Below are 20,714 nucleotides of genomic sequence, written 5' to 3'. Positions count from 1 at the left end.
ATTGGATCCCTGCTTCGAAGGGTGGCCCTCATGGCCCTGCACGTGATCGTCGGCGCCGGACCCGTCGGCACCGCCACCGCTCGCCTCCTCGCCGAGCGCGGCGACCGGGTGCGGGTGGTGACCCGCCGCGGCACCGGACCCGCGCACCCGGCCATCGAGCGCGTCGCCGCCGACGCCGCCGACGCGGAGCGGCTGACCGCGCTGACGCAGGGCGCGGTGGCGTTGCACAACTGCGCCAACCCGGCGTACCACCGGTGGCCGCTGGACTGGCCGCCCCTGGCCGCCGCCCTGCTCACCGCCGCCGAGCGGACCGGCGCGGTGCTCGCCACCGTCGGCAACCTCTACGGGTACGGCCCGGTCGATGCCCCGATGACCGAGGCGACCCCGCTCGCCGCGACCGGCACGAAGGGGCGGGTGCGCAACCGGATGTGGGCCGAGGCGCTGGCCGCGCACCGGGCCGGCCGGGTCCGGATCACCGAGGTCCGCGGCTCCGACTACCTCGGCGCGGAGGGGACCTCGCTGGCCATGATGGTGCTGCCCCGGGTGCTCGCCGGGCAGCGGTCGTTCCTGCCGGTCGACTGGGACGCCCCGCACACCTGGACGTACATTCCCGACGTCGCCCGTACCCTGGTCGCCGCCGCGACCGACGAGCGGGCCTGGGGGCGGGCCTGGCACGTGCCCAGCGCGCCCGCGGTGACGATGCGGGACCTGGCCGGCCGGGCGGCGGCCCTGGTCGGGGCGCCCGCGCCGCGGCTGATCCGGATGCCGTACCCGGTGCTCTGGCTCGGCGGGCTGACCAACCCGTTCGCGCGGGAACTGCGGGAGACCGCCTACCAGTTCGCCCGCCCGTACGTGCTGGACTCGACCGCCGCCACCGCCACCCTCGGCGTCGAGGCGACGCCGCTGGACCGGGCGGTCAAGGAGACGGTGGCGGCGCTGCGGGGTTGACCGGGCGCGGGGGCGGCCCGACGGCGGCGACGAGCACCGCGACCAGGGTCAGCGCCGCCCCCAGCAGGGTGGTCGGCGTGGGGTGTGAGGCGGCGGTGGGCAGCAGCACGTCCAGCAGGACGGCGCCGACGATCTGCCCGGCGATGGTGGCCAGGCCGAGCAGCAGCACGCCGGTGAACCGGACGATGGCTGCGGCCAGCGCGATGAACACGATGCCGATGGGGCCGCCCAGGTAGAGCCACGGCTCGGTCGGGAAACCGCCGGCCGGGCGGCCCCGGACCGCCATCTCCACGGCGAGGGTGGCGAGCAGCGCCACCGTGCCGACGGTGAAGTTGACAAGCGTGGCGGTGAGGGCGCTGCCGGCGGCCCCCCGGACCCGGCCGTTCACCGCCTGCTGCCAGGCGATGCCCACCCCGGCGGCCAGCGGCAGCAGGGCCAGCGCCAGGGCGCCCGGGTCGCCGAGCCGGTCGCCCACCGCCAGCAGCACGGCCAGCACGGTGAGCACCGCGCCGACCAGCCGGTTCGGGGTGATCGCCTGCCGCCCGGTCGGGCCGACGCCGGCGCGGTCGACCAGCAGGCTGCTGCCGGACTGCCCGGCCACCACGGCGACCGTGAACACGGCCACGCCGAGGGTGCCGATGGTGAGGCCCTGGGTGGCGACCAGGAAGGCGCCGCAGACCCCGCCGAGGCACTGCCACGGTCGCAGCGAGCCGTCCCGGAGCGCTTCCCGCAGGGCGGCCAGCCCCCGCCGGCCACCGGGGGTGGCGGGGACCAGCACCAGCAGCACCAGCAGGCCCAGGCCGAACGAGACCACCGCGGCGGCGATCCCGTCGGCCAGCCGTACGCCGAGTTCGCCGTTGATCCGGGACTGGACGGCCACCGCGACCCCCGAGGCGGTGGCCAGCCCGGTGCCGGCGACCCGCCGCGTGGTCGACAGCGTCGGGGGCGCCGCCGTCCCGGTTGCGGTCACTCCTGCTCGGCCAGGGGGCGCCCGTCGAAGTCGACCGCCGAGTAGAGCGCCAGCTTCTCCAGCCGGTGGTAGGAGTCGATCACCCGGATCGTGCCGCTCTTGGAGCGCATCACGATCGACTGGGTGTACGCCCCGCCGGCCCGGTAGCGCACGCCGCGCAGCAGGTCGCCGGAGGTGACGCCGGTGGCCACGAAGAAGCAGTTGTCGCCGGTGACCAGGTCGTCGGTGAAGAGCACCCGGTCCAGGTCGTGCCCGGCGGCCAGCGCCTTCTCCCGCTCCTCGGCGTCCTTGGGCCAGAGCTTGGCCTGCATCATGCCGCCCATGCACTTCAGCGCGCAGGCCGCGGTGATGCCCTCCGGGGTGCCGCCGATGCCCATCAGCACGTCGACGTCCGACTCGCCCCGGGCGGCCGCGATGGCGCCGGCGATGTCGCCGTCGGAGATGAACCGGATGCCCGCCCCGGTCCGCCGGATCTGCTTCACCAGCTCGTCGTGGCGCGACCGGTCCAGCACGCAGACCGTCACCTCGGCGGGGTCGGTGCCCTTGACCTTGGCGATCCGGCGGATGTTCTCGGCCACCCCGGCGTTGATGTCGACCACGTCGGCGTACATCGGGCCGACGGCGAGCTTCTCCATGTAGAAGACGGCGCTCGGGTCGAACATGGCGCCCCGCTCGGCCACCGCGAGCACGGCGAGCGCGTTGGGCATGCCCTTGCTCATCAGCGTGGTGCCGTCGATCGGGTCGACCGCCACGTCCACCTCGGGACCCGTCCCGTCGCCGACCTCCTCGCCGTTGAAGAGCATCGGGGCGTTGTCCTTCTCGCCCTCGCCGATCACCACGACACCGCGCATCGGGATCGAGTTGATGAGCTTGCGCATGGCGTCGACGGCGGCCCCGTCGCCGCCCTCCTTGTCGCCCCGGCCGACCCAGCGGCCGGCGGCCATGGCCGCGGCCTCGGTCACCCGGACCAGATCGAGGGCGAGGTTACGGTCGAGATCCTGGGGGGTCCGCGTCCTGGTGGTTGTCATGACGGCTTCCTCCTCGCGACGTTGCGGGGTGGACCGGCGGGTTGCGGCCGTCGCCGCCGCCGGCTTTGTCGCTGATCCTCACACGATCGCAGGTTCGACGCCGGAGCGGGGCGGAGGAGGCCAGGATCACGTCACCCGGACGGCTGCGAGAATGGCCGGGTGGAACCCGCACAGCCTGCCGACCGCGTACCGACCGACGCCACCCCGCCCGACGGCCAGCCGCCGGTGCGGCCGGGGGCCGCGGCGAGCCTGCCGGCCGGGGAACCGGCCCTGGTCGAGTCGACCGCGGCCGCGCCGCCGGCCGACGCCGGGGAGCAGCCCGCGCCGCCCCCGCGGAAGGAGAAGGCCCGGTCCGAGCGGTCGCCGAAGGACATGGCGCTGTCGCTGCTGGTGCTGCTGGTCCCGATCGCCCTGCTGCTCGCCTTCTACCGGGGCTTCCTCGGCGGGGACCAGCCGGTCACCGTCGACCCGGCGCCCGCCGTCGAGCAGGCCCGCGCGGCCAACGCCTTCCCGGTCGCCGTGCCGCACGACCTTGGCTCCGACTGGCGTACGGTCAGCGCCCGCTACCAGACCGAGCCCGGCGGCGGGACGCTGCGCCTCGGCTACCTCACCCCGGAGGGCCGGGGCGCCCAGCTGGTGCAGAGCAACGTGCCGGCGGAGAAGCTGCTGCCGGCCGAGCTGAGCGGCGGCCAGCCGCAGGGTGCGGTCGACCTGCCCGGCGGGGCGAGCTGGCAGCGGTACACCGCCCGGGGCAACGAGCAGGCCCTCGTCCTGCTGGAGCCGAACCGCACGGTGATCGTGGTCGGTGACGCCGGGGAGGCGGAGCTGCGCGAGCTGGCCACCAAGCTGCGCTGAACCGCTCCCGCCCTCGGTGTCCCCCGCGGCCGGTGCCGGTCCGCTACGCTGCCCGGGCCCGACAAACCGGTACGCGTGACGCGTCCCGGACAGCAACCGGAAAGAGATCGACGTGAACATTCGACGGTGGAGCGTCGGCGTCCTCGCCGCCGCCCTGTTCGTCCCTGGTCTGGCCGCCTGCAAGACCGAGGCCGACTCGCCGACCGCCGACAGCAAGTCCACCGCCCCGGCGGTGCCCGCGGACCCGAAGGAGGCGCTCGCCGCCTCCACGAAGGAGATCCAGAAGGGCAACTTCAGCTTCGCCATCAAGGGCGGCGAGTTCAACGGGGACGGCAAGGTGCACATGCCGTCCAAGAGCGCCGAGATGAAGATGTCCAGCGGCGCGGCCGCCGCCGACGAGATGTCGATGACCATGCACATGGTGTTCATCGACACCGACAGCTGGCTCAAGCTCGACCTGGACGGCGCCATGGCCGACGCCATCCCGGGCTTCAAGGCGACCAAGGGCAAGTACCAGCACCTGGACCGCACCAAGATCAAGGACGCGGACGAGCTGAACTTCGACTTCAGCGACGTGGACCCGGCCGGCAGCGACAAGATGATCAAGGCGATCACCGACGTCAAGAAGACCGGCGAGGGCACCTACGAGGGCACCATCGACGCCACCAAGGCCGCCGACTCGGACCTGCTCGACGCCGAGACCGTCAAGGCCCTCGGCACCAAGGCCAGCGCCGTGCCCTTCACAGCGAAGCTCGACGCCCAGGGCCGGCTGAGCGAGTTCGCCGTGCAGGTGCCGGCCGCCGGCGCCGCCGAGGCGCAGACCATGACCGTCACCTACGCCGACTACGGCACCGCCACCGCGGTGCAGGCCCCGCCGGCCGCCCAGGTCGTCGAGGCGCCCGCCAGCCTCTACGAGATGTTCAAGGGCTGATCCGGGAGCGGTCGGGGACGTCGTGCGGCGTCCCCGACCGCCCACCCCGGTGACCTTCGCACCGGACAGGGATTGCGGAACACCGCTTCAGGGAACAGATGGGGGCACGAGCCCGCCGGGGCCGACCCACACCGGCCGGACCGGGCTCGTGCGCCGGAGCCGGCGTCCGGGCTGCGGCGCCCCGACTCCGGCACCTCCGTGGGCCGGACGACCCACCTGGAGAGGTTGACGTGAAGATTCGACGCTTCAGCGCCACCGCGTTCGCCGCGGCGCTGCTCATCCCCGGCCTGGCCGCCTGCAACGACAACGGAACCGCCGGCACGGGCGCCTCCGCCACCCCGGCCGCCTCCGGCAGCATCGCCCCGAGCGGCACGCCCGGCGGCGACGCCAAGCAGGCCCTGCTCGACTCCACCAACGCGATCCGCGACGGGAACTTCCGGTTCACCATGGCCGGCGCGGGCTCCACCGCCGAGGGGCAGGTGCACGAGCCCAGCCAGAGCGCCGAGATGCGGATGACCATCGGCGACCCGTCGTCGGACCTGATGATGAAGCTGGACCTGATCCACTACAAGCCGGACAGCTGGGTCAAGCTGGAGCTGGGCGGCAAGGCCGCCGCCAGCGTGCCCGGGCTGAAGAACCTCAACCTCGGCAAGTACCAGCACCTGGACCAGACCCGGATCCAGGGCAACCGGGCGCTCGGCTTCGACTTCGACCAGGTCGACCCGGCCGGCAGCGCGGTGCTGACCCAGGGCATCACCGAGGTCCGGCAGACCGGCGACGGCGCGTACGCGGGCACCGTCGACGTGTCGAAGGCGGCCGAGGCGGGCTCGCTCGACCCGGCCGTGATCACCGCGCTCGGCGCCCAGGCCCAGTCGGTGCCGTTCACCGCCAAGGTCGACCCGCAGGGCCGGCTCAGCGAGCTGGTGCTCCAGATCCCGGCCGCCGGGCAGAGCGCCGCGCAGGACGTGAAGATCACCTACACTGACTACGGCAACGCCGCCGCCGCGCAGAAGCCCCCGGCCGACCAGGTCGTCGAGGCGCCGGCGGAGTTCTACAACCTGTTCAAGTGACCGTGCCGGCGGGGCGGCTCCGGCCGCCCCGCCGCTCAGTCCTCGGCGCGCTGCCGGGCGGCGTCGATCCGGGCCCGGGCCCCGTCCAGCCAGCGCTGGCAGATCCCGGCGAGCTGCTCGCCGCGCTCCCAGAGCGCCAGCGACTCCTCCAGCGAGGTGCCGCCCGCCTCCAGCCGCTCCACCACCGAGGCCAGCTCGGCCCGGGCCTGCTCGTAGCTGAGCTGCTCGTCCTTCTTGGTGTCAGTCATCGGGTCCCATTCCATCAGCCGTCCACGGTGGCGGTCAGCTCGCCCTCGGCGAGGCGTACCCGCAGCGGGTCGCCCTTGGCCACCTCGGACGCGGCGCGGACCACGTGGCCGTCGGCGCGCTGGACGATCGCGTAGCCCCGGTCGAGGGTGGCCGCGGGGGAGAGGGCGCGCAGCCGCGCCAGGGTGTGCCGCAGGTCGTCGCCGGCGGCGCCGAGCCGGTGGTCCAGGCAGCGGCCGGCCCGGTCGCGCAGCGCGACCACGTCCGTGACGCGCTGGTCGACCATCACCTGCGGGCGGGCCAGCACCGGCCGGGAGCGCAGCAGGTCGAGCCGGTGCTGCTCGCGGTCGACCAGGTTGCGCACCGCCCGCTCCAGCCGGGACCGGGCCTGGCCGATGAGGCGGACCTCCTCGGCGAGGTCGGGCACGATCCGCTTGGCCGCGTCGGTCGGCGTGGAGGCACGCACGTCGGCGACGTAGTCGAGCAGCGGCGTGTCGGTCTCGTGGCCGATCGCGCTGACCACCGGCGTGCGGCAGGCGAAGACCGCCCGGCAGAGCGCCTCGTCGGAGAAGGGGAGCAGGTCTTCGATGCCGCCGCCGCCCCGGGCGATGATGATCACGTCGACCGCCGGGTCGGCGTCGAGCACCCTGAGCGCGCCGACGATGTCGGGCACCGCGCTCGGCCCCTGCACGGCCACGTTGACCGTGCGGAACTCCACCGCCGGCCAGCGGCGGCGCGCGTTGGTCAGCACGTCCCGCTCGGCGGCCGAGGCGCGGCCGGTGATCAGCCCGATCCGGCCGGGCAGGAACGGCGGCCGGCGCTTGCGGGACCGGTCGAAGAGCCCCTCGGCGGCCAGCAGCTTCTTGAGCTTCTCCAGCCGGGCCAGCAGCTCGCCCAGCCCGACCTGGCGGATCTCGTCGGCGCGCAGGCTGAGCGTGCCCCGGGCGGCGTAGAACTCGGGCTTGGCGTGCAGCACCACCCGGGCGCCCTCGCGCAGCTCCGGTGCGCCCGCGTCGAGCACGTCGCGGTTGGTGGTGACGGTCAGGCTGAGATCCGCCGAGGGATCACGCAGGGTGAGGAAGACGGTGCTCGCCCCCGGCCGCCGGCTGATCTGCGCGACCTGCCCGTCCACCCAGACCCACCCCAGCCGGGCGATCCAGGCCCCGATCTTCTGGCTCACCACCCGGACCGGCCACGGCTCCTCGGACGTGCTCCGCTCCCCCTCGCTCACCCGCCCACCCTAAGCCCCACCCCCGACGACCCCGCGTCGATCATGAGGTTGACGGCGGTGTCGATCTCCGGAAGTGCCGCCAACCTCATGATCGGCGCGAGTCGGGCGCCCGGTGGGCCGAGTGCGTGGCCCGGTTGTGGTACGGGTCGCAGCCGCTGCCCCGGGGAAAGCCGGCACGTACGATGGTCGGGTGACTGAGGCTGAGACGACTCCCCGGACCGGCAAGCGCGTGCTCCTGGCCAAGCCCCGCGGCTACTGCGCGGGCGTGGACCGGGCGGTGCAGACCGTCGAGGAGGCGCTCAAGCTCTACGGCGCGCCGATCTACGTCCGCAAGCAGATCGTGCACAACAAGCACGTGGTGCGGACGCTGGAGGCCAAGGGCGCGATCTTCGTGGAGGAGAACGAGGAGGTGCCGGAGGGCGCCACCGTCATCTTCTCCGCGCACGGTGTGGCCCCCGAGGTCTACGAGCAGGCCCGGGCGCGCTCGCTCAAGGCGATCGACGCGACCTGCCCGCTGGTCACCAAGGTGCACCAGGAGGCCCGGCGGTTCGCCGCCGAGGACTACGACATCCTGCTGATCGGCCACGAGGGGCACGAGGAGGTCATCGGCACCGCCGGTGAGGCGCCCGCGCACATCCAGCTGGTGGACGGCCCCGACGGCGTCGACAAGGTCACCGTGCGCGACCCGGAGAAGGTCGTCTGGCTCTCCCAGACCACCCTCTCGGTCGACGAGACCCTGGAGACCGTGGCCCGGCTCAAGCAGCGGCTGCCGCTGCTCCAGTCGCCGCCCAGCGACGACATCTGCTACGCCACCTCCAACCGCCAGCACGTGGTGAAGGAGATCGCCCCGGACTGCGACGTGGTGCTCGTGGTCGGCTCGCGCAACTCCTCCAACTCGGTCCGCCTCGTCGAGGTGGCGCTGGACGCCGGCGCCCGGGCCGGCTACCTGGTCGACTTCGCCCACGAGATCGACGACGCCTGGCTGGCGGGGGCCCGCACCGTGGGGCTGACCTCGGGCGCCAGCGTGCCGGACGAGCTGGTCCAGCAGGTGCTCGCGCACCTGGCCGAGCGCGGCTTCGCCGACGTCGAGGAGATCACCACCGCCAACGAGCGGCTGACCTTCTCGCTGCCGCAGGAGCTCAAGCGGGACCTGAAGGCCGCGGCGGCCCGCGGCTGACCGGCCGGAACGAAACCCCCGCCGACCGCGTCCAACCTGTCATGAAGACTCCTCGGACAGTGCTCGTCGCCCTGCTCGCCGGCGCGGTGCTCTCCGCCTGCGCCGGGCCGGGCACCGAGCCCGCCGGCCCCAGCCCGACGGGAGCCGCCCCGGTGACCAGCCAGCCCGACCCCGTGCCCAGCGTCAGCCCGAGCCGCCCGGATCCCACCTGGAAGGGCGGCCCGTCGAAGCCACCCGGCCCCGGGGCCACCACCCTCACCGGGACGATCCGCGCCGGCGTCGAGCCGAACTGCCTGCTCATCGACGACAACCTGCTGATCGGTGGCCCGCGCGACCTGCTCCGCCCCGGCGTTCGCGTGGAGGTCACCGGGCGCCCGGAGCCGGGCATGATGACCACCTGCCAGCAGGGCACCCCCTTCGTCGTCGAATCCGCCCGCCGCGCCTGACCCGCACGCCCCGGGAAACCGGGCCGGGAAACGGAGGAGCCCCGCCCCCCGGATGGGGGACGGGGCTCCGGACGTCAGCGGGTCAGTTGACCGCACCGATCTCCACCGAGCCGCGGCCGACGACCGCGCCCTCGACGGTGGTGACGGCCAGGTCACCGTAGAGCTCCCGGCCGGCGGCCGGGGTGGACTGGGCGGTCACCGTACCGGTCAGGGTGGCGGTGGCGCCGTTGGCCAGGGCCAGCGGGGTGCTGGGGGCGGAGAGCGAACCCAGCGCCGGTGCGGCGAACGAGTCGCGGTAGTCGTACGCGGTCGTCGGGTCGCTCACCGCGTAGCCGTCCACGACCACCCGGTAGGTGCCGGCGGCCGGGTTGGCCAGGGTGACCGCCTCCTCCGAGTCGCCGTCGGCCGACTGGCCCACCCGGGTCGCGCCGAGGAAGACCGACAGGTCCAGGTCGGCGCTCAGGTCGGACGGGTTGCCGATCCGGGCGGTGAACGAGGTGGCCCCCGCCGGGACGTCCACGGTGTATTCCTGGCGACCGCCCTGGGCGATGCTCGGCCGTTCGGCGTGCACGCTGGCCAGCGGACCGCCGACGCCGGTCACCTGGACCGGACCGAAGGTGTTGGTCAGGCCCCAGCTCACCTCGGTCGGGGTGCCGGCCTTCACCGACGGCAGCTCGACCACGGCCGGCTCGACCGTGACGCCCTGCACCCGCGCCTGGAGCTGGAACGGGTTGTCCAGCGCCGGCGAGGTGCGCCGGGCCTCCACCTCGATCTCCCAGACGCCCGGGATCGGGTTCTGGTAGTCCCGCTCCTGCGGCTTGCAGGCGGCGGCGTCGGAGAAGTTGGTGTAGCAGGCGGTGCTCGCGGTGCTCTCGACCGGCACGCCGTACGGGTTGATGGCGATGAACCGGGTCTGCGAGCCGGTGGCGATGCCGGAGAGGTTGACCTGGAGCGCGCCCGCGCCCTCCGGAACCGTCACGAAGTACGAGGTGAAGCTGTTCCGCTCGACCGAGCCCTCGGCGGAGAACGAGTAGGCCGGGGCGGAGACCGCGGTCGAGGCGACCACGACGGTGGCGACCTCGAAGTCGACCACCGAGGTGGCCGGGTCGTCGACGGTCATGAGCGCGCCGTGCGCACCGGCGGTCAGCGGCTTGGCCTTCACCTTGACGGTGACGGTCTTGTTGAGCGGCAGCCACACGACCTGCGGGGCCGAGAAGGTGCCGTCGTTGCCGCGGAACGCGACAGTGTGCTGCAGGCCCTTGTTCGGGCCGCTGGTGCGGGTCAGCTTGACGTCGTAGTAACGGCTCTCCTTGACCTTCTGCCCGCCCTCACCGGCCGCGCAGCGGTTGTAGATGCCGGTGCCCACGTTCGGGTTCGGCTCGAACTCGCCGGTGTCCTTGTTGTACTTCGTCAGGTTCTCCGACAGCTCGGTGCAGACCGGCGCCGCGGAGGTGTAGGTGCGGGTCTGCACGCCCGCGGCCAGCAGGCCCCACGCGCCCGCCACGTTGAACATGCCGTAGCCCTGCGCGTACGTCGGAACGCCCGCGATCGGCTTGGCGGAGGTGTAGATGGCCCGGCGCAGCGCGGCCGGGGTGACGCCCTTGTCGCTCGCCTTGGCGGCCGAGAGCAGCAGCGCGGCGGCGCCGGTGGCCTGCGGCGAGGCCATCGAGGTGCCGTTCAGCATCTGGTAGCCCGGGGGCAGCGGGTAGCCGGCCTCGGGAACCGGGTTGCCGGCCTGCCAGGTCGGCGCCGTGGAGATGGCGGAGCCGGGGGCGGTCACGTTCGGCTTGAAGCCGCCGTCCTCACGCGGACCGCGGGACGAGAAGTTGAACAGCGCGTTGTCCTTGCGGACCACCGAGCCGTAGTTGGCCAGCCAGGTGTCCTTGCTGATGTTCGCGGCGACGCTGACCACGTTGCTGGCGACGGACGGGTCGCCGATGGTGTTCAGGCCCGGGCCGGAGTTGCCGGCCGAGATGAACATCTGCACGCCGTAGGTGTCGATAAGCGTGTTGTAGAGGTTGGCGCGGGCGTTGGAGCCGTCGTTGAGCGCCGGCAGGCCGCCGATCGACATGTTGACCACGTCGACCTTGCGGTTGACCACCAGGTCGACCATGCCGGTGGTGAGCGCCGCGGCCGTGCAGCCGCCGCCCCACGAGCAGGCCCGGGCGGAGACCAGCTTGGCGCCCGGGGCGGCGCCGTCGAAGGCGCTGTTGCCCAGCATGTCGTTGGCGGCGGTGATGCCGGCGACGTGGGTGCCGTGGGTGCTCTCGATGATGCCGATGTTGACGTAGTCGTAGTAGGGGCCGGCCTGGCCGTCGGCCGGCGTGATGTCCACGTTCCGGCGGTACTCGACCACGAACGGGATCTGCTCCCGCACCGCGGTGGCCGGGTTGTCCGTGCCGAAGTGGCCGACCTGGAACTTCTCCTTGTACGGCCGCATCGGCTCGTCGTCGGTGAAGTCGTTGTTCTGGTTGGCGTCGACCCGGATGTCGCCGTTCACGGGGTTGTAGAGGATGCCCCAGAAGTCGGTGGTGTCACCGTCGCGGTTGACGTCGCCCCGGGCGTCGCTGCCCGCGGTGATGTTCTCCCGGAAGACGTTGAACTTGTAGGAGCCGGTCGGCGCGGTCCAGGTGCCCAGCGTGTTGGTGAACGAGGGGCCGGCCACGTCGCTGGCCATCGCGCGCCAGGTGGCGTCCTCGAGCGGGTCCGTTGCGGTGACCCAGTCGACGATCTTGCGCTCGCCCGTGGTGGTCTTCTGCAGCGCCGGCTGGTCCAGGTCCACGCCGGAGTCCATGATGCCGATGGTGACGCCGCGGCCGTCCCACTCCGGGTGCGCGGCCTTGAAGGCCTCCGCGCCGGTCTCGTTGGTCGGCATGTACGGGTTGACCGCACCGGTGTCGGCGCCCGGGCCGGCCAGGGTCTCGCCCTGCTCGGCGGTCTTCGCGCCGGCCGGGGCGGCCTCGGGGGCCGGGTCGGGCAGCTTGATGGTCTCGTCGAGGTCGACGGCGGAGACGCCGGGGAGCGTCGCGGCCTTGAGGACCTTCGCGGTCGGGACCCTGGCCAGCAGGTAGCCGACCTGGTCGTAGCGCTGGCTCACCGAGGCGCCCAGGCCGGCCAGCCCGTCGGCGACCTTCTTGGCCGAGCCCTTCTTGGCGGCGATGATCAGGGTGACGGTCGGAGCGTGCTTCGCCTCCGCCTCGTCCAGCAGCTTGGCGTCGTGGGCGCCCAGCGTCTCGGCGGCGGTCGGCTGCGAGGCGTCGGGTGCGGCGGCGGGGGCTGCGCTCGCGGTTGCGGCGCCACCCCCGACGGTCATGGCGCCGGCCGCCAGGACCGAGGCGAAGAGCGCGGCGGAGGTACGCCGGCTCCGGTTGCGGGGTTGACTCACGTTCTCTTCCTCCAGAGAACAGGGCCCTACTCAAGAAACAGGGCACACGTGACAGCGATCCTTCGGGCTGGCCCGGTCGGTGTCACTACTCCGAAGTAGGTTGTGACCAGTCCGTGACTCGGATCGGTCGTCATCGTCACGTGCCGTGTGTCAACCGTCGATGCCCGCCGGCCGTTCGGCCGATGTGGACACACCCTCCACCAGCTCCGGGGCCTGCGGCTGGCGGGGCGCCAGCTCGACCTGCGCCGGGGCGGCCAGCTCCTGGTCGGAGACGCCCAGCTCGGCCAGCTTGCGGGCGCTGACCAGCACCCGCGCCTCCAGCGAGCCGACCGCCCGGTTGTATGCGGTGACCGCGCCGCTCAGCGCGCCGCCGAGCTTGCCGACGTGATCGCCCAGGGTGGACAGCCGCCCGTAGAGCTCGCGGGCCAGCGAGTGGACGGTGGCCGCGTTGCGGGCCAGCGCCTCCTGCCGCCAGGAGTAGGCCACCGTGCGCAGCAGCGCCACCAGGGTGGCCGGCGTGGCCAGCACCACGTTGCGGGCGAAGGCGTGCTCCAGCAGCGACGGGTCGCGCTGCAACGCCACGTCGAGGAACGGGTCGGCCGGCACGAACAGCACCACGAACTCGGGGGTCTGGTCGAACGCCGCCCAGTAGGTCTTGGCGGCCAGGCCGTCGACGTGAGCCCGCAGGTGCCGCGCGTGCGCGTCGAGGTGGGTGTCCCGCCCCCGCTCGTCGCGCGCCTCCATGGCGGTCAGGTAGGCCTCGAAGGGGGCCTTGGCGTCGACCACCACCGTCCGGCCGCCGTGCAGCCGGACCACCAGGTCGGGGCGGACCCCCTGGTGGTCGGTGGCGGCGGTGACCTGCTCGTTGAAGTCGCAGTGCTCCAGCATGCCGGCCGCCTCGACGATCCGGCGGAGCTGGTGCTCACCCCAGCGGCCGCGCACCTGCGGGGCGCGCAGCGCCGCGACGAGCTGCTTGGTCTCGGTGCGCAGCTCGCCGGAGACCGCGCTCATCGAGCGCACCTGCTCCCGCAGCTCGGCGTAGGCGTCGACGCGGTCCCGCTCCAGCTCGGCGACCCGCTGCTCGTAGCGGCGGAGGGTGTCGTGCAGCGGGGCCACGGCCCGGGCCACCGCCTCCTGGGACTGGGCGGTCGCCTCGTAGCTGAGCGCCCGCATCGACTGTTCCAGCCGCCCCTCGCCCTCGCGGGTGGCGGCCAGGGTCGCCTCCAGCCGGGCGATCTCCGTCGCCGTGCGGGACCGGGCGGCCAGCCAGCCCACCGCGCCGCCCGCGGCGAGGCAGAGCACCACCACGGCCAGCGTCGAGAAGCTCATGCCGAAGAGCTTGCCAAACGGGTACGACGTGCGCCCGCTGGGTACGTTCGAGGTCATGGAGGTTGCCCTGTGGGTGGTCCTGATCCTGATGCTCGGAGGTGCGCTCGTGATCTGGCGGTGGTTGAGCGGGTCCCGGCGGTCCACCGAGCTGGCCGACGCGCGCGCTGAGGCACAGCGCTGGTACGAGCGGCTCGGCGGGCAGCTGATGAACCTGCAGGGCGACGCCCCGGCGGTCCGCCAGGCGCTGGCCGACGCGGGCGAGCGCTACAACGCCGCCGGTTCCCAGCTGGAGCAGGCGAGCACCCCGCACCAGTTCGCGCTGGCCCGGGAGACCGCGCTGGAAGGGCTGGCGTACATCCGGGCGGCGCGCACGGCGATGGGCATCGACCCGGGCCCGGAGCTGCCGCCGCTGGCCGCCGCCCGGGGCGCGGGCATGCTCACCAAGGAGCGTGAGGTCAACGTGCAGGGGCAGACCTACCGGGCCGGCCCCCAGCCGGGAAACCAGACTCCCTACTACTATCCGGGCGGAAACTGGCAGGGCCGCCCGGTGCCGGCCGGCTGGTACTCGACGCCGTGGTGGAAGACCGCGCTGGGCACCGGGGCCGGCGTGCTCGGCGGCATCCTGATCGCCGACGCGCTCTTCTCGCCCGCCTTCGCCGACCCGGGCTACGGCTACGAGGCCGGCTACCAGGAGGGCTTCAACGACGGCCAGGACCAGGGCGGCGACGGCGGCGACCAGGGCCAGGACTACGGCGACCAGGGTCAGGACTTCGGCGGCCAGGGCGACTACGCGGCCGGCCAGGGCGACTACGGCGGCGGGGACTTCGGCGGCGACTTCGGTGGAGGCGATTTCGGCGGCGGTGACTTCGGTGGTGGCGGCGACTGGTAACCCGCCGCGCGGATGACGAAGGCCCCGGTCGGCGCGACCGGGGCCTTCCTCGTCGGACCGGGGTCAGCCGGTGTTGCGCATGCCGGCGGCGATGCCGTTGACCGTCGTCAGCAGTGCCCGCTCCAGCGCCGTGCCGTCGTTGGGGGCGCGGCGGCCGCCGGGCGCGGTGGCCACCGCGCGGCCCGCGGCGCCGGAGTCCCGGTACTGGCGGAGCAGCGCCACCTGGAGGTGGTGCAGCGGCTCCAGGTAGGTGTCCCGCACGGCCAGGGTGCGCTGGAGCACGGGCGAGTTGTCCAGCAGGGCCGGCGAGGCGGTGACCGCCAGCACCTCCTGCTTGGTCAGCTCGTACTCCTGCTCGATCTTCTCGAAGATCGGGTGCAGCTTCTTCGGGACCAGCGTCTCCACGTAGCGCCGGGCGATGGTCAGGTCGGTCTTGGTCAGCATCATCTCGACGTTCGACAGGAACGTGCGGAAGAAGTGCCAGTTCCGGTTCATCTCGGCCAGCACGTCCTCCAGCCCGGCCGCCCGCGCGGCGGCCAGGCCCGAGCCCACGCCGAACCAGCCGGGCACGATCTGCCGGGTCTGCGTCCAGCCGAACACCCAGGGGATGGCCCGCAGGCCGGACAGCCCGGCGCCGGTGTTCGGCCGCTTCGCCGGCCGGGAGCCGATGTTCAGCGCGCCGAGCAGCTCGGTGGGGGTGGAGGCCCAGAAGTAGGCCGGCAGGTCCGGGTCCTCGACGAGCGACCGGTAGGACCGGAAGGCCGACTCGGAGACCACGTCCATGGTCGCGTCCCAGCGTTCCAGCATCTCGGCCGGCTGGCGGGGCGCGGTGTGCAGCAGCGTCGCCTGGAGCACCGCCGCCACGGTCAGCTCCAGGTTCTCCCGGGCCAGCGCGGGCAGCGTGTACTTGTCGGAGATGACCTCGCCCTGCTCGGTGACCTTGATCGCGCCGTCGAGCGTGCCGTACGGCTGGGCCAGGATGGCCTCGTGGGTGGGGCCGCCGCCCCGGCCGACCGTGCCGCCCCGGCCGTGGAAGAGCCGCAGGTGCACGCCGTGCCGGGCGGCCACGTCCCGCAGCGCGCGCTGGGCCCGGTGGATGGACCACTGGCTGGTGGTGATGCCGGCCTCCTTGTTGGAGTCGGAGTAGCCCAGCATCACCTCCTGCACGTCGCCGCGGGCCGCCACCAGCGCCCGGTAGGCCGGCAGGGACAGCAGCTCGTCCAGCAGTTCGCCGCCGGCGTTCAGCTCGGCCGGGGTCTCCAGCAGCGGCACGAAGCCGATCCGGGCCCGGCCGCTGTGCGCGTCGACCAGGCCGGCCTCCCGGGCCAGGACTACCGCGGCGAGCACGTCGTCCACACCGAGGGTCATCGAGATGATGTACGACTCGATCACCTCGGCGCCGAACCGGTCCTGCGCCTCGCGGATCGCCCCGAACACGTCGAACGTCTTCTGCGCCGCCTCGGTGAGCGGGCTGTCCAGGGTGGAGAGCGGCCGGCGGCCGGCCAGCTCGTCGGCGAGCAGCTTGGTGCGCTCCAGCCGGGTCAGCGACGGGTAGTCGGACACCTCGCCGACCGCCGCGTAGAGCTGGGCGAGCACCGCGTGGTGCGCCTCGGCGTGCTCGCGGACGTCCATGGTCGCCAGGTGCAGCCCGAACGCGGAGACCGTACGGATGGTCGAGGCGAGCCGGCCCACGGCGGTGAGCTGCCCCGAGTTGCGGGCCAGCGAGGCGCGCAGCAGCTCCAGGTCGGCGATCAGCTCGGCCGAGCCGCGGTAGTCCCGCCCCGGCACGTGCGGGGTGCCGGCGCGCAGCCGCTCCCGGGTGTTGGCCAGCTTGGCCTTCACGCACCGCGCCTTGAGCCGGTAGGGCTCCTCGGCGTTGACCCGGCGGAACCGGGGCGCCACCTCGGGCAGCGCGTCCAGGTCGGTGGCGAGGCTGGCGGAGAGGTCGAGGGAGACCGCGCGCAGCCGGCGCGACACGCTGACCTCGTTGATCAGCTGGTCCATGGCCTTCTCGGTGGCCTCGATGCCGTGCTCGTGCTGGATGCGCAGCACCTCGCGGGTGACCGCCGGGGTGACGAACGGGTTGCCGTCCCGGTCGCCGCCGATCCAGGTGCCGAAGGTCAGCGGGCGGGCGGTCGGCGAGGTCTCCACGCCGAGGGTGCGCAGCGTGTCGGCGAGGTCGTCGAGGACCTGCGGGGCGGCCTCGGCGTGCAGGTCGCGCAGGTAGTAGATGGCGTTGCGGGCCTCGTCGGTCGGGTCCGGCCGGTCCAGCCGCAGCTCGTCGGTCTGCCACATCAGGTCGAGCAGCTCGGCCAGGCGCCGGTTGGCCGGCCCCTCGTCGCTGGCGCCGTAGAGGATGGCGTTGGCGGTCTCGGCGTCCAACTCGTCGGCGACCGCGCGCAGCTTCGACAGGATGGACCGGCGGGCCGCCTCGGTGGGGTGGGCCGTGAAGACCGGGCGTACCGCGAGCCGGCGGGCCGCGGCGGCGATCTCCTCGGCCGGCACCCCGCGCTCCGCGATCATCTTGGCCGCCTGGTCCAGCCAGCCGCCGTGCATGGCCCGCCGCCGCCGCAGGTCGCGGGCCCGGTGCACCTGTTCGGTGATGTTGGCCAGGTGGAAGTAGGTGGAGAAGGCCCGAGCCAGCTTGGTGCCGGTGGTGACGTCGAGCCCGGCGAGGCGCTGGGCGGCGGCCGGCGGATCGGAGCGGACCTGGGCGCGGATCTCCTCGACCAGGTCGAGCAGCGGGCGGCCCTCCTGCCGGGCGAGGGTCTGCCCGAGCAGCGTGCCGAGGCGGCGGATGTCGGCCCGGAGAGCGGCGTCGGGGCCGTCGTGGTCGTGCTGGTCGGTCACGGTGCGCTCCTTACGCGAGTACGAAGGACAGCGCTGTCCGACTCCCTGGATGGTATCCGCGCGGACGCCGGCGGCAGGAGGGGGACCGCGTGATGATCTGCACTCCGGGACGGACCGGGCGGCTCAGCCATCGGCAGCCGGTGCGAGGGGGCGGGCGCGGCCCGCGCGCCGGTGCGCCCGGAAGATCGTGGCGGTGACCAGCCCGAGGAGCCCGAGCAGGGACCAGAGGGTCAGCCCGGACAGCGTCCAGACCATCGAGCGGCGGTCGAAGTAGACCGCCGATTTGATCAGGTCGGTGGACAGACCTGTCGCGTTCCACCGGTGCATGCCGCGCAGCCAGGCCGGCAGGAACTCCGGGGCGTAGATGCCGCCCGAGCCGGGGTTGCCGAGCACCACCAGCAGCAGGATCACGATGCCGGTGCCGAGCAGCCCGAGCCACGCCTGCACGGCGGCGGCCACCATGGCGGCGGCGAAGACGGCCAGCGCGCCGACCGCCGCCACCGCCGGGATGTCGTGGTGCCAGACGTCGAGCACCGGGCCGACGACGGCGGCGCCGACGATCCCCAGCACGACCGAGTAGACCGCCAGGGCGGCGATCCGCAGCCCGGCCCGGGGCAGGCTGACCGGGGCGGTGCCGATCCGCAGGCCCAGCGCGGTGGAGGCCAGGTAGCCGCCCAGCACGTAGCCGACCGCCAGGTAGAAGGGGACCAGGCCGCGCGGGTCGGTCGGCTGCACCGGCACCTCGTCGGTGACCTGGATCGGCAGGTTGGCCTGCCGGGCGGCCTGACCGAGCACCTGGGTCACCAGGTCGGTGGCGGCCGGGGCGGAGGCGCTGGCGGTGGCCAGGCGCAGGCCGTTGTCCGGGCCTGAGGTCAGCACGGCGTACACCTCGCGGGCGGTCAGGCCGTCGTCGGCGGCGCCCGGGTCGTCGTACTCGACGGGTTCGATCTTGTCGGTGCGCTGGCGGACGGCGGCCAGCACGGCCTGGGCGCGCTGGTCGCCGAGGACCACCCCGACGGGCACGTCGTGGGGCCGGGGCTGGTGCAGCGCGCCGACGTAGGCGGCGATGAACGCGGTGGCCAGGACGAGCGTGCCGAGCAGCAGCGCCGCCGTGCGGGGCAGCCACTCGCGTACCGGAAGGACCCGCTCCGCCTCGTCCACGCGCTCAGCCTATTGCCCGCAAATGCCCGGCTCGGGCGGTTTCCCCGGCCCGAATTCGCTGGCCCGGCCCGATAACTTCGGATCATGACGTTGCCCAGCTATCCCCCCAAGCCGAAGCCGGGCGACCGGGTCGCGGTCGTCTCGCCCTCCGCCGGCCTGCCGGGTCTCTTCCCGCACGTGTACGAGCTGGGCCTGCGCCGGCTCCGCGACGAGTTCGGGCTGGAGCCGGTGGAGTATCCGACCACCCGGCAGATGGGGGCCGACCCACGGGACCGGGCGCGCGACCTGACCGCCGCCTTCGCCGACCCGAGCGTCACCGCGGTGCTCGCCACGGTCGGCGGGGACGACCTGGTCACGGTCACCCCGTTCCTGGACGACGCGGTGCTGCGCGCCAACCCGAAGCCCTACTTCGGCTACTCCGACAACACCAACGTCCTCAACCACCTCCACCGGCTGGGCATCGTGGCCTACCACGGCGGATCGGTGCTGGTGCACCTCGGCCGGTCCGGCGCGCCCCACCCGCTCACCTTCGACTCGCTGCGGGCGGCGCTGTTCACCTCCGGCTGGTACGAGCTGACCCCGGCGCCGGAGTGGGGCGACGAGCCGCGCGACTGGCGGGACCCCGCGACCCTCGCCGACGAGCCGGTGATGTTCCCCGGCGAGGGCTGGCGCTGGCACGGGCCGGCCCGGGTGGTCCAGGGGCGCACCTGGGGCGGCAACCTGGAGATCCTCCACTGGCTGATGGCGACCGACCGGGTGCCCTCGGCGGCCGAGCTGGCCGGGTCCGTGCTGGTCGTCGAGACCTCCGAGGAACTGCCCAGCGCCCAGGAGGTCTTCCGGATCGTGCGCAACATGGGCGAGCGGGGGCTGCTCGCCGCCTTCCCGGCGATCGTGGTCGGCCGGCCCAAGGCGTGGGACTTCGACCGGCCGCACACCCTGGACGAGCGTCTGGCCTGGGGCGAGGCGCAGCGGGAGGCGATCCTCCGGGCGCTGGCGCCGTACGCCGACGACCCGGTGGTGGTCTTCGACGTCGACCTCGGCCACACCGACCCGCAGCTGATCGTCCCGTACGGCGGCGAGATCCGGGTCGACGCCGTCGCGCGCCGGATCGCCGTGCGCTACTGACCGACCCGGCGGTCAGCCGTCGACGGTGGCGAAGGCGCGGACCGGGAAGGTGCCCATGCCGGCCACCCGGGGCGGGGCGGCGGTGAACCGGAAACCCTCCGGGGGTAGGGCGGCCAGGTTGGTCAGGTGCTCGACGATCGGCACCCCGGCGGCCAGCAGGCTGCTGTGCGCGGGGCGCTGCCCGGCCGCCGCCGGGGTCATGTCGTCGATGTTGATCGAGTCGATGCCGACCAGCGCCGCCCCCGCCTCGACCAGCCAGTCCGCGCCGTCGGCGGTCAGGTGGGGCGCGTCGGGGCCGGCGTACCGGTCGGTGCCGAAGTGCGCGTCCCAGCCGGTGTGCAGCAGCACCGCCCGGCCGGCCACCTCGTAGGGGGCGAGCAGCAGCCGGTCCACCGCGCGGGTGCCGGCGGGGACCCGGACCACCACGCCGGGCAGGTCGGCGAGGCGGTCCAGCGGGACCCCGGTGAGGTCCGGCCCGTCCGCCCAGCGGTGCGCCGGCGCGTCCACGTAGGTGCCGGTGTTGGCGATCAGGTCGATCCGGGCGACGTGGAACTCGACGCCCGGCGCGTACCGCTCCCGGGAGGCCTCGCGGGTCAGCCAGTCGGTGATCCGGGGCGGCTGCCAGCCGGGCAGGGTGACCATGCCGTCGGTGATCACGTGGCTGAGTTCGACGAGCCGCCGTCCGCCGGCCGCCGCGGCGGCCACCCCGCGACCGCCCTTGTGCGGCTCCTCGACGACCGTCCGGTTGCTGATCCGCACCTCGCCGACCATCAGCAGCCCGAGGTGCCGGACGAGGAGCGCGGCCAGCTCGTCGTCGGTGATCTCCGGGCCCGGGATGTCCAGCCGGAACCCGTCGGTCCGCAACCCGCCGCCGTTCGCGAAGATCACCTCGGCGTCGAACACCGCCCGATACTCACCCGTCATGGGCCTCACCGCACCACGCCGGCCGCGACCCCGTCAAGATCGATCCCAGGGCCCGCGGCTGAGGCCCGGAATGTCCGGGGAGCGGGATAGGCTCGAACGGTGCCACCCCCCGTCCGCACCGGACGCGGGGTCGTCGCCGTGCGCCGACC

17 protein-coding genes are annotated in these 20,714 nt (G+C 73.7%); 8 read left to right on the top strand and 9 right to left on the bottom strand.

The window, feature by feature from the left end; genetic code table 11:
- Nucleotides 1-30: 30 nt before the first annotated feature.
- Entirely contained in the window at nt 31-948 is a 918-nt protein-coding gene (locus ACW0Q9_RS06760; RefSeq protein ID WP_456179067.1) for an NAD-dependent epimerase/dehydratase family protein, read from the top strand.
- Here the strand turns inward: ACW0Q9_RS06760 and ACW0Q9_RS06755 are convergent.
- A complete protein-coding gene (locus ACW0Q9_RS06755; protein ID WP_456179066.1) occupies nt 917-1,918 on the bottom strand; it encodes a DMT family transporter in 1,002 nt (333 codons plus the stop codon). The two genes, ACW0Q9_RS06760 and ACW0Q9_RS06755, sit on opposite strands and share 32 nt — an antisense overlap.
- Entirely contained in the window at nt 1,915-2,946 is a 1,032-nt protein-coding gene (glpX, locus tag ACW0Q9_RS06750; RefSeq protein WP_456179065.1) for a class II fructose-bisphosphatase, read from the bottom strand. The genes ACW0Q9_RS06755 and glpX overlap by 4 nt, the downstream gene beginning before the upstream one ends.
- Before the next feature lie 159 nt (nt 2,947-3,105).
- Between glpX and ACW0Q9_RS06745 the strand changes: the two genes are divergently transcribed.
- The 3 genes from ACW0Q9_RS06745 (at nt 3,106) to ACW0Q9_RS06735 (ending at nt 5,802) form a co-directional block, all read left to right on the top strand.
- Complete coding sequence (locus ACW0Q9_RS06745; protein WP_456179064.1) at nt 3,106-3,801, top strand: DUF4245 family protein; 696 nt, start codon at nt 3,106-3,108, stop codon at nt 3,799-3,801.
- A gap of 112 nt (nt 3,802-3,913) precedes the next feature.
- Nucleotides 3,914-4,732 carry a hypothetical protein gene (locus ACW0Q9_RS06740; protein WP_456179063.1) on the top strand — a complete coding sequence of 273 codons (819 nt, stop codon included), beginning with the start codon at nt 3,914-3,916 and terminating at the stop codon, nt 4,730-4,732.
- A gap of 230 nt (nt 4,733-4,962) precedes the next feature.
- Nucleotides 4,963-5,802, top strand: a complete 840-nt coding sequence (locus tag ACW0Q9_RS06735; RefSeq protein WP_456179062.1) for a hypothetical protein — start codon at nt 4,963-4,965, stop codon at nt 5,800-5,802.
- 35 nt (nt 5,803-5,837) lie between these two features.
- Here ACW0Q9_RS06735 and ACW0Q9_RS06730 read toward each other — a convergent pair whose 3' ends face one another.
- Together ACW0Q9_RS06730 and xseA are read right to left on the bottom strand one after the other, a co-directional pair.
- A complete protein-coding gene (locus ACW0Q9_RS06730) occupies nt 5,838-6,050 on the bottom strand; it encodes an exodeoxyribonuclease VII small subunit (RefSeq protein WP_357335205.1) in 213 nt (70 codons plus the stop codon).
- A gap of 14 nt (nt 6,051-6,064) precedes the next feature.
- Nucleotides 6,065-7,231: an exodeoxyribonuclease VII large subunit gene (gene xseA / locus ACW0Q9_RS06725; RefSeq protein WP_456179077.1), complete on the bottom strand. Its 1,167-nt coding sequence runs from the start codon at nt 7,229-7,231 to the stop codon at nt 6,065-6,067.
- A 238-nt stretch (nt 7,232-7,469) separates the two neighbouring features.
- Between xseA and ACW0Q9_RS06720 the strand changes: the two genes are divergently transcribed.
- Entirely contained in the window at nt 7,470-8,456 is a 987-nt protein-coding gene (locus ACW0Q9_RS06720; protein WP_456179061.1) for a 4-hydroxy-3-methylbut-2-enyl diphosphate reductase, read from the top strand.
- Nucleotides 8,457-8,497: 41 nt separating this feature from the next.
- Nucleotides 8,498-8,902 (top strand): hypothetical protein, encoded by a 405-nt coding sequence (locus ACW0Q9_RS06715; protein WP_456179060.1) that lies wholly within the window; start codon nt 8,498-8,500, stop codon nt 8,900-8,902.
- 82 nt (nt 8,903-8,984) lie between these two features.
- On the opposite strand, the gene ACW0Q9_RS06710 is transcribed toward ACW0Q9_RS06715, so the two are convergent.
- The gene (locus ACW0Q9_RS06710) at nt 8,985-12,287 is read right to left on the bottom strand and encodes a S8 family serine peptidase (protein WP_456179059.1); all 3,303 of its coding nucleotides are present in this window, start codon (nt 12,285-12,287) and stop codon (nt 8,985-8,987) included.
- A gap of 150 nt (nt 12,288-12,437) precedes the next feature.
- Nucleotides 12,438-13,616 (bottom strand): DNA recombination protein RmuC, encoded by a 1,179-nt coding sequence (gene rmuC, locus ACW0Q9_RS06705; protein WP_456179058.1) that lies wholly within the window; start codon nt 13,614-13,616, stop codon nt 12,438-12,440.
- A 55-nt stretch (nt 13,617-13,671) separates the two neighbouring features.
- Here rmuC and ACW0Q9_RS06700 point away from each other — a divergent pair, with 55 nt between their 5' ends.
- Nucleotides 13,672-14,505, top strand: a complete 834-nt coding sequence (locus ACW0Q9_RS06700) for a hypothetical protein (protein ID WP_456179057.1) — start codon at nt 13,672-13,674, stop codon at nt 14,503-14,505.
- A gap of 63 nt (nt 14,506-14,568) precedes the next feature.
- Here ACW0Q9_RS06700 and ppc read toward each other — a convergent pair whose 3' ends face one another.
- Entirely contained in the window at nt 14,569-17,355 is a 2,787-nt protein-coding gene (gene ppc, locus ACW0Q9_RS06695) for a phosphoenolpyruvate carboxylase (protein ID WP_456179056.1), read from the bottom strand.
- A gap of 123 nt (nt 17,356-17,478) precedes the next feature.
- On the bottom strand, nt 17,479-18,516 hold the full coding sequence (locus ACW0Q9_RS06690) for a hypothetical protein (protein WP_456179055.1): 1,038 nt from the start codon (nt 18,514-18,516) through the stop codon (nt 17,479-17,481).
- A gap of 84 nt (nt 18,517-18,600) precedes the next feature.
- Here ACW0Q9_RS06690 and ACW0Q9_RS06685 point away from each other — a divergent pair, with 84 nt between their 5' ends.
- Nucleotides 18,601-19,641, top strand: coding sequence for a S66 family peptidase (locus ACW0Q9_RS06685; RefSeq protein ID WP_456179054.1), 1,041 nt, complete (start codon nt 18,601-18,603; stop codon nt 19,639-19,641).
- Between the two features lie 12 nt (nt 19,642-19,653).
- On the opposite strand, the gene ACW0Q9_RS06680 is transcribed toward ACW0Q9_RS06685, so the two are convergent.
- Nucleotides 19,654-20,565, bottom strand: coding sequence for a cyclase family protein (locus ACW0Q9_RS06680; protein WP_456179053.1), 912 nt, complete (start codon nt 20,563-20,565; stop codon nt 19,654-19,656).
- Nucleotides 20,566-20,714 lie beyond the last annotated feature (149 nt).

The sequence above is a fragment of the Micromonospora sp. I033 genome (assembly GCF_053890995.1).
This window is presented reverse-complemented; position numbering and strand designations above follow the sequence as displayed.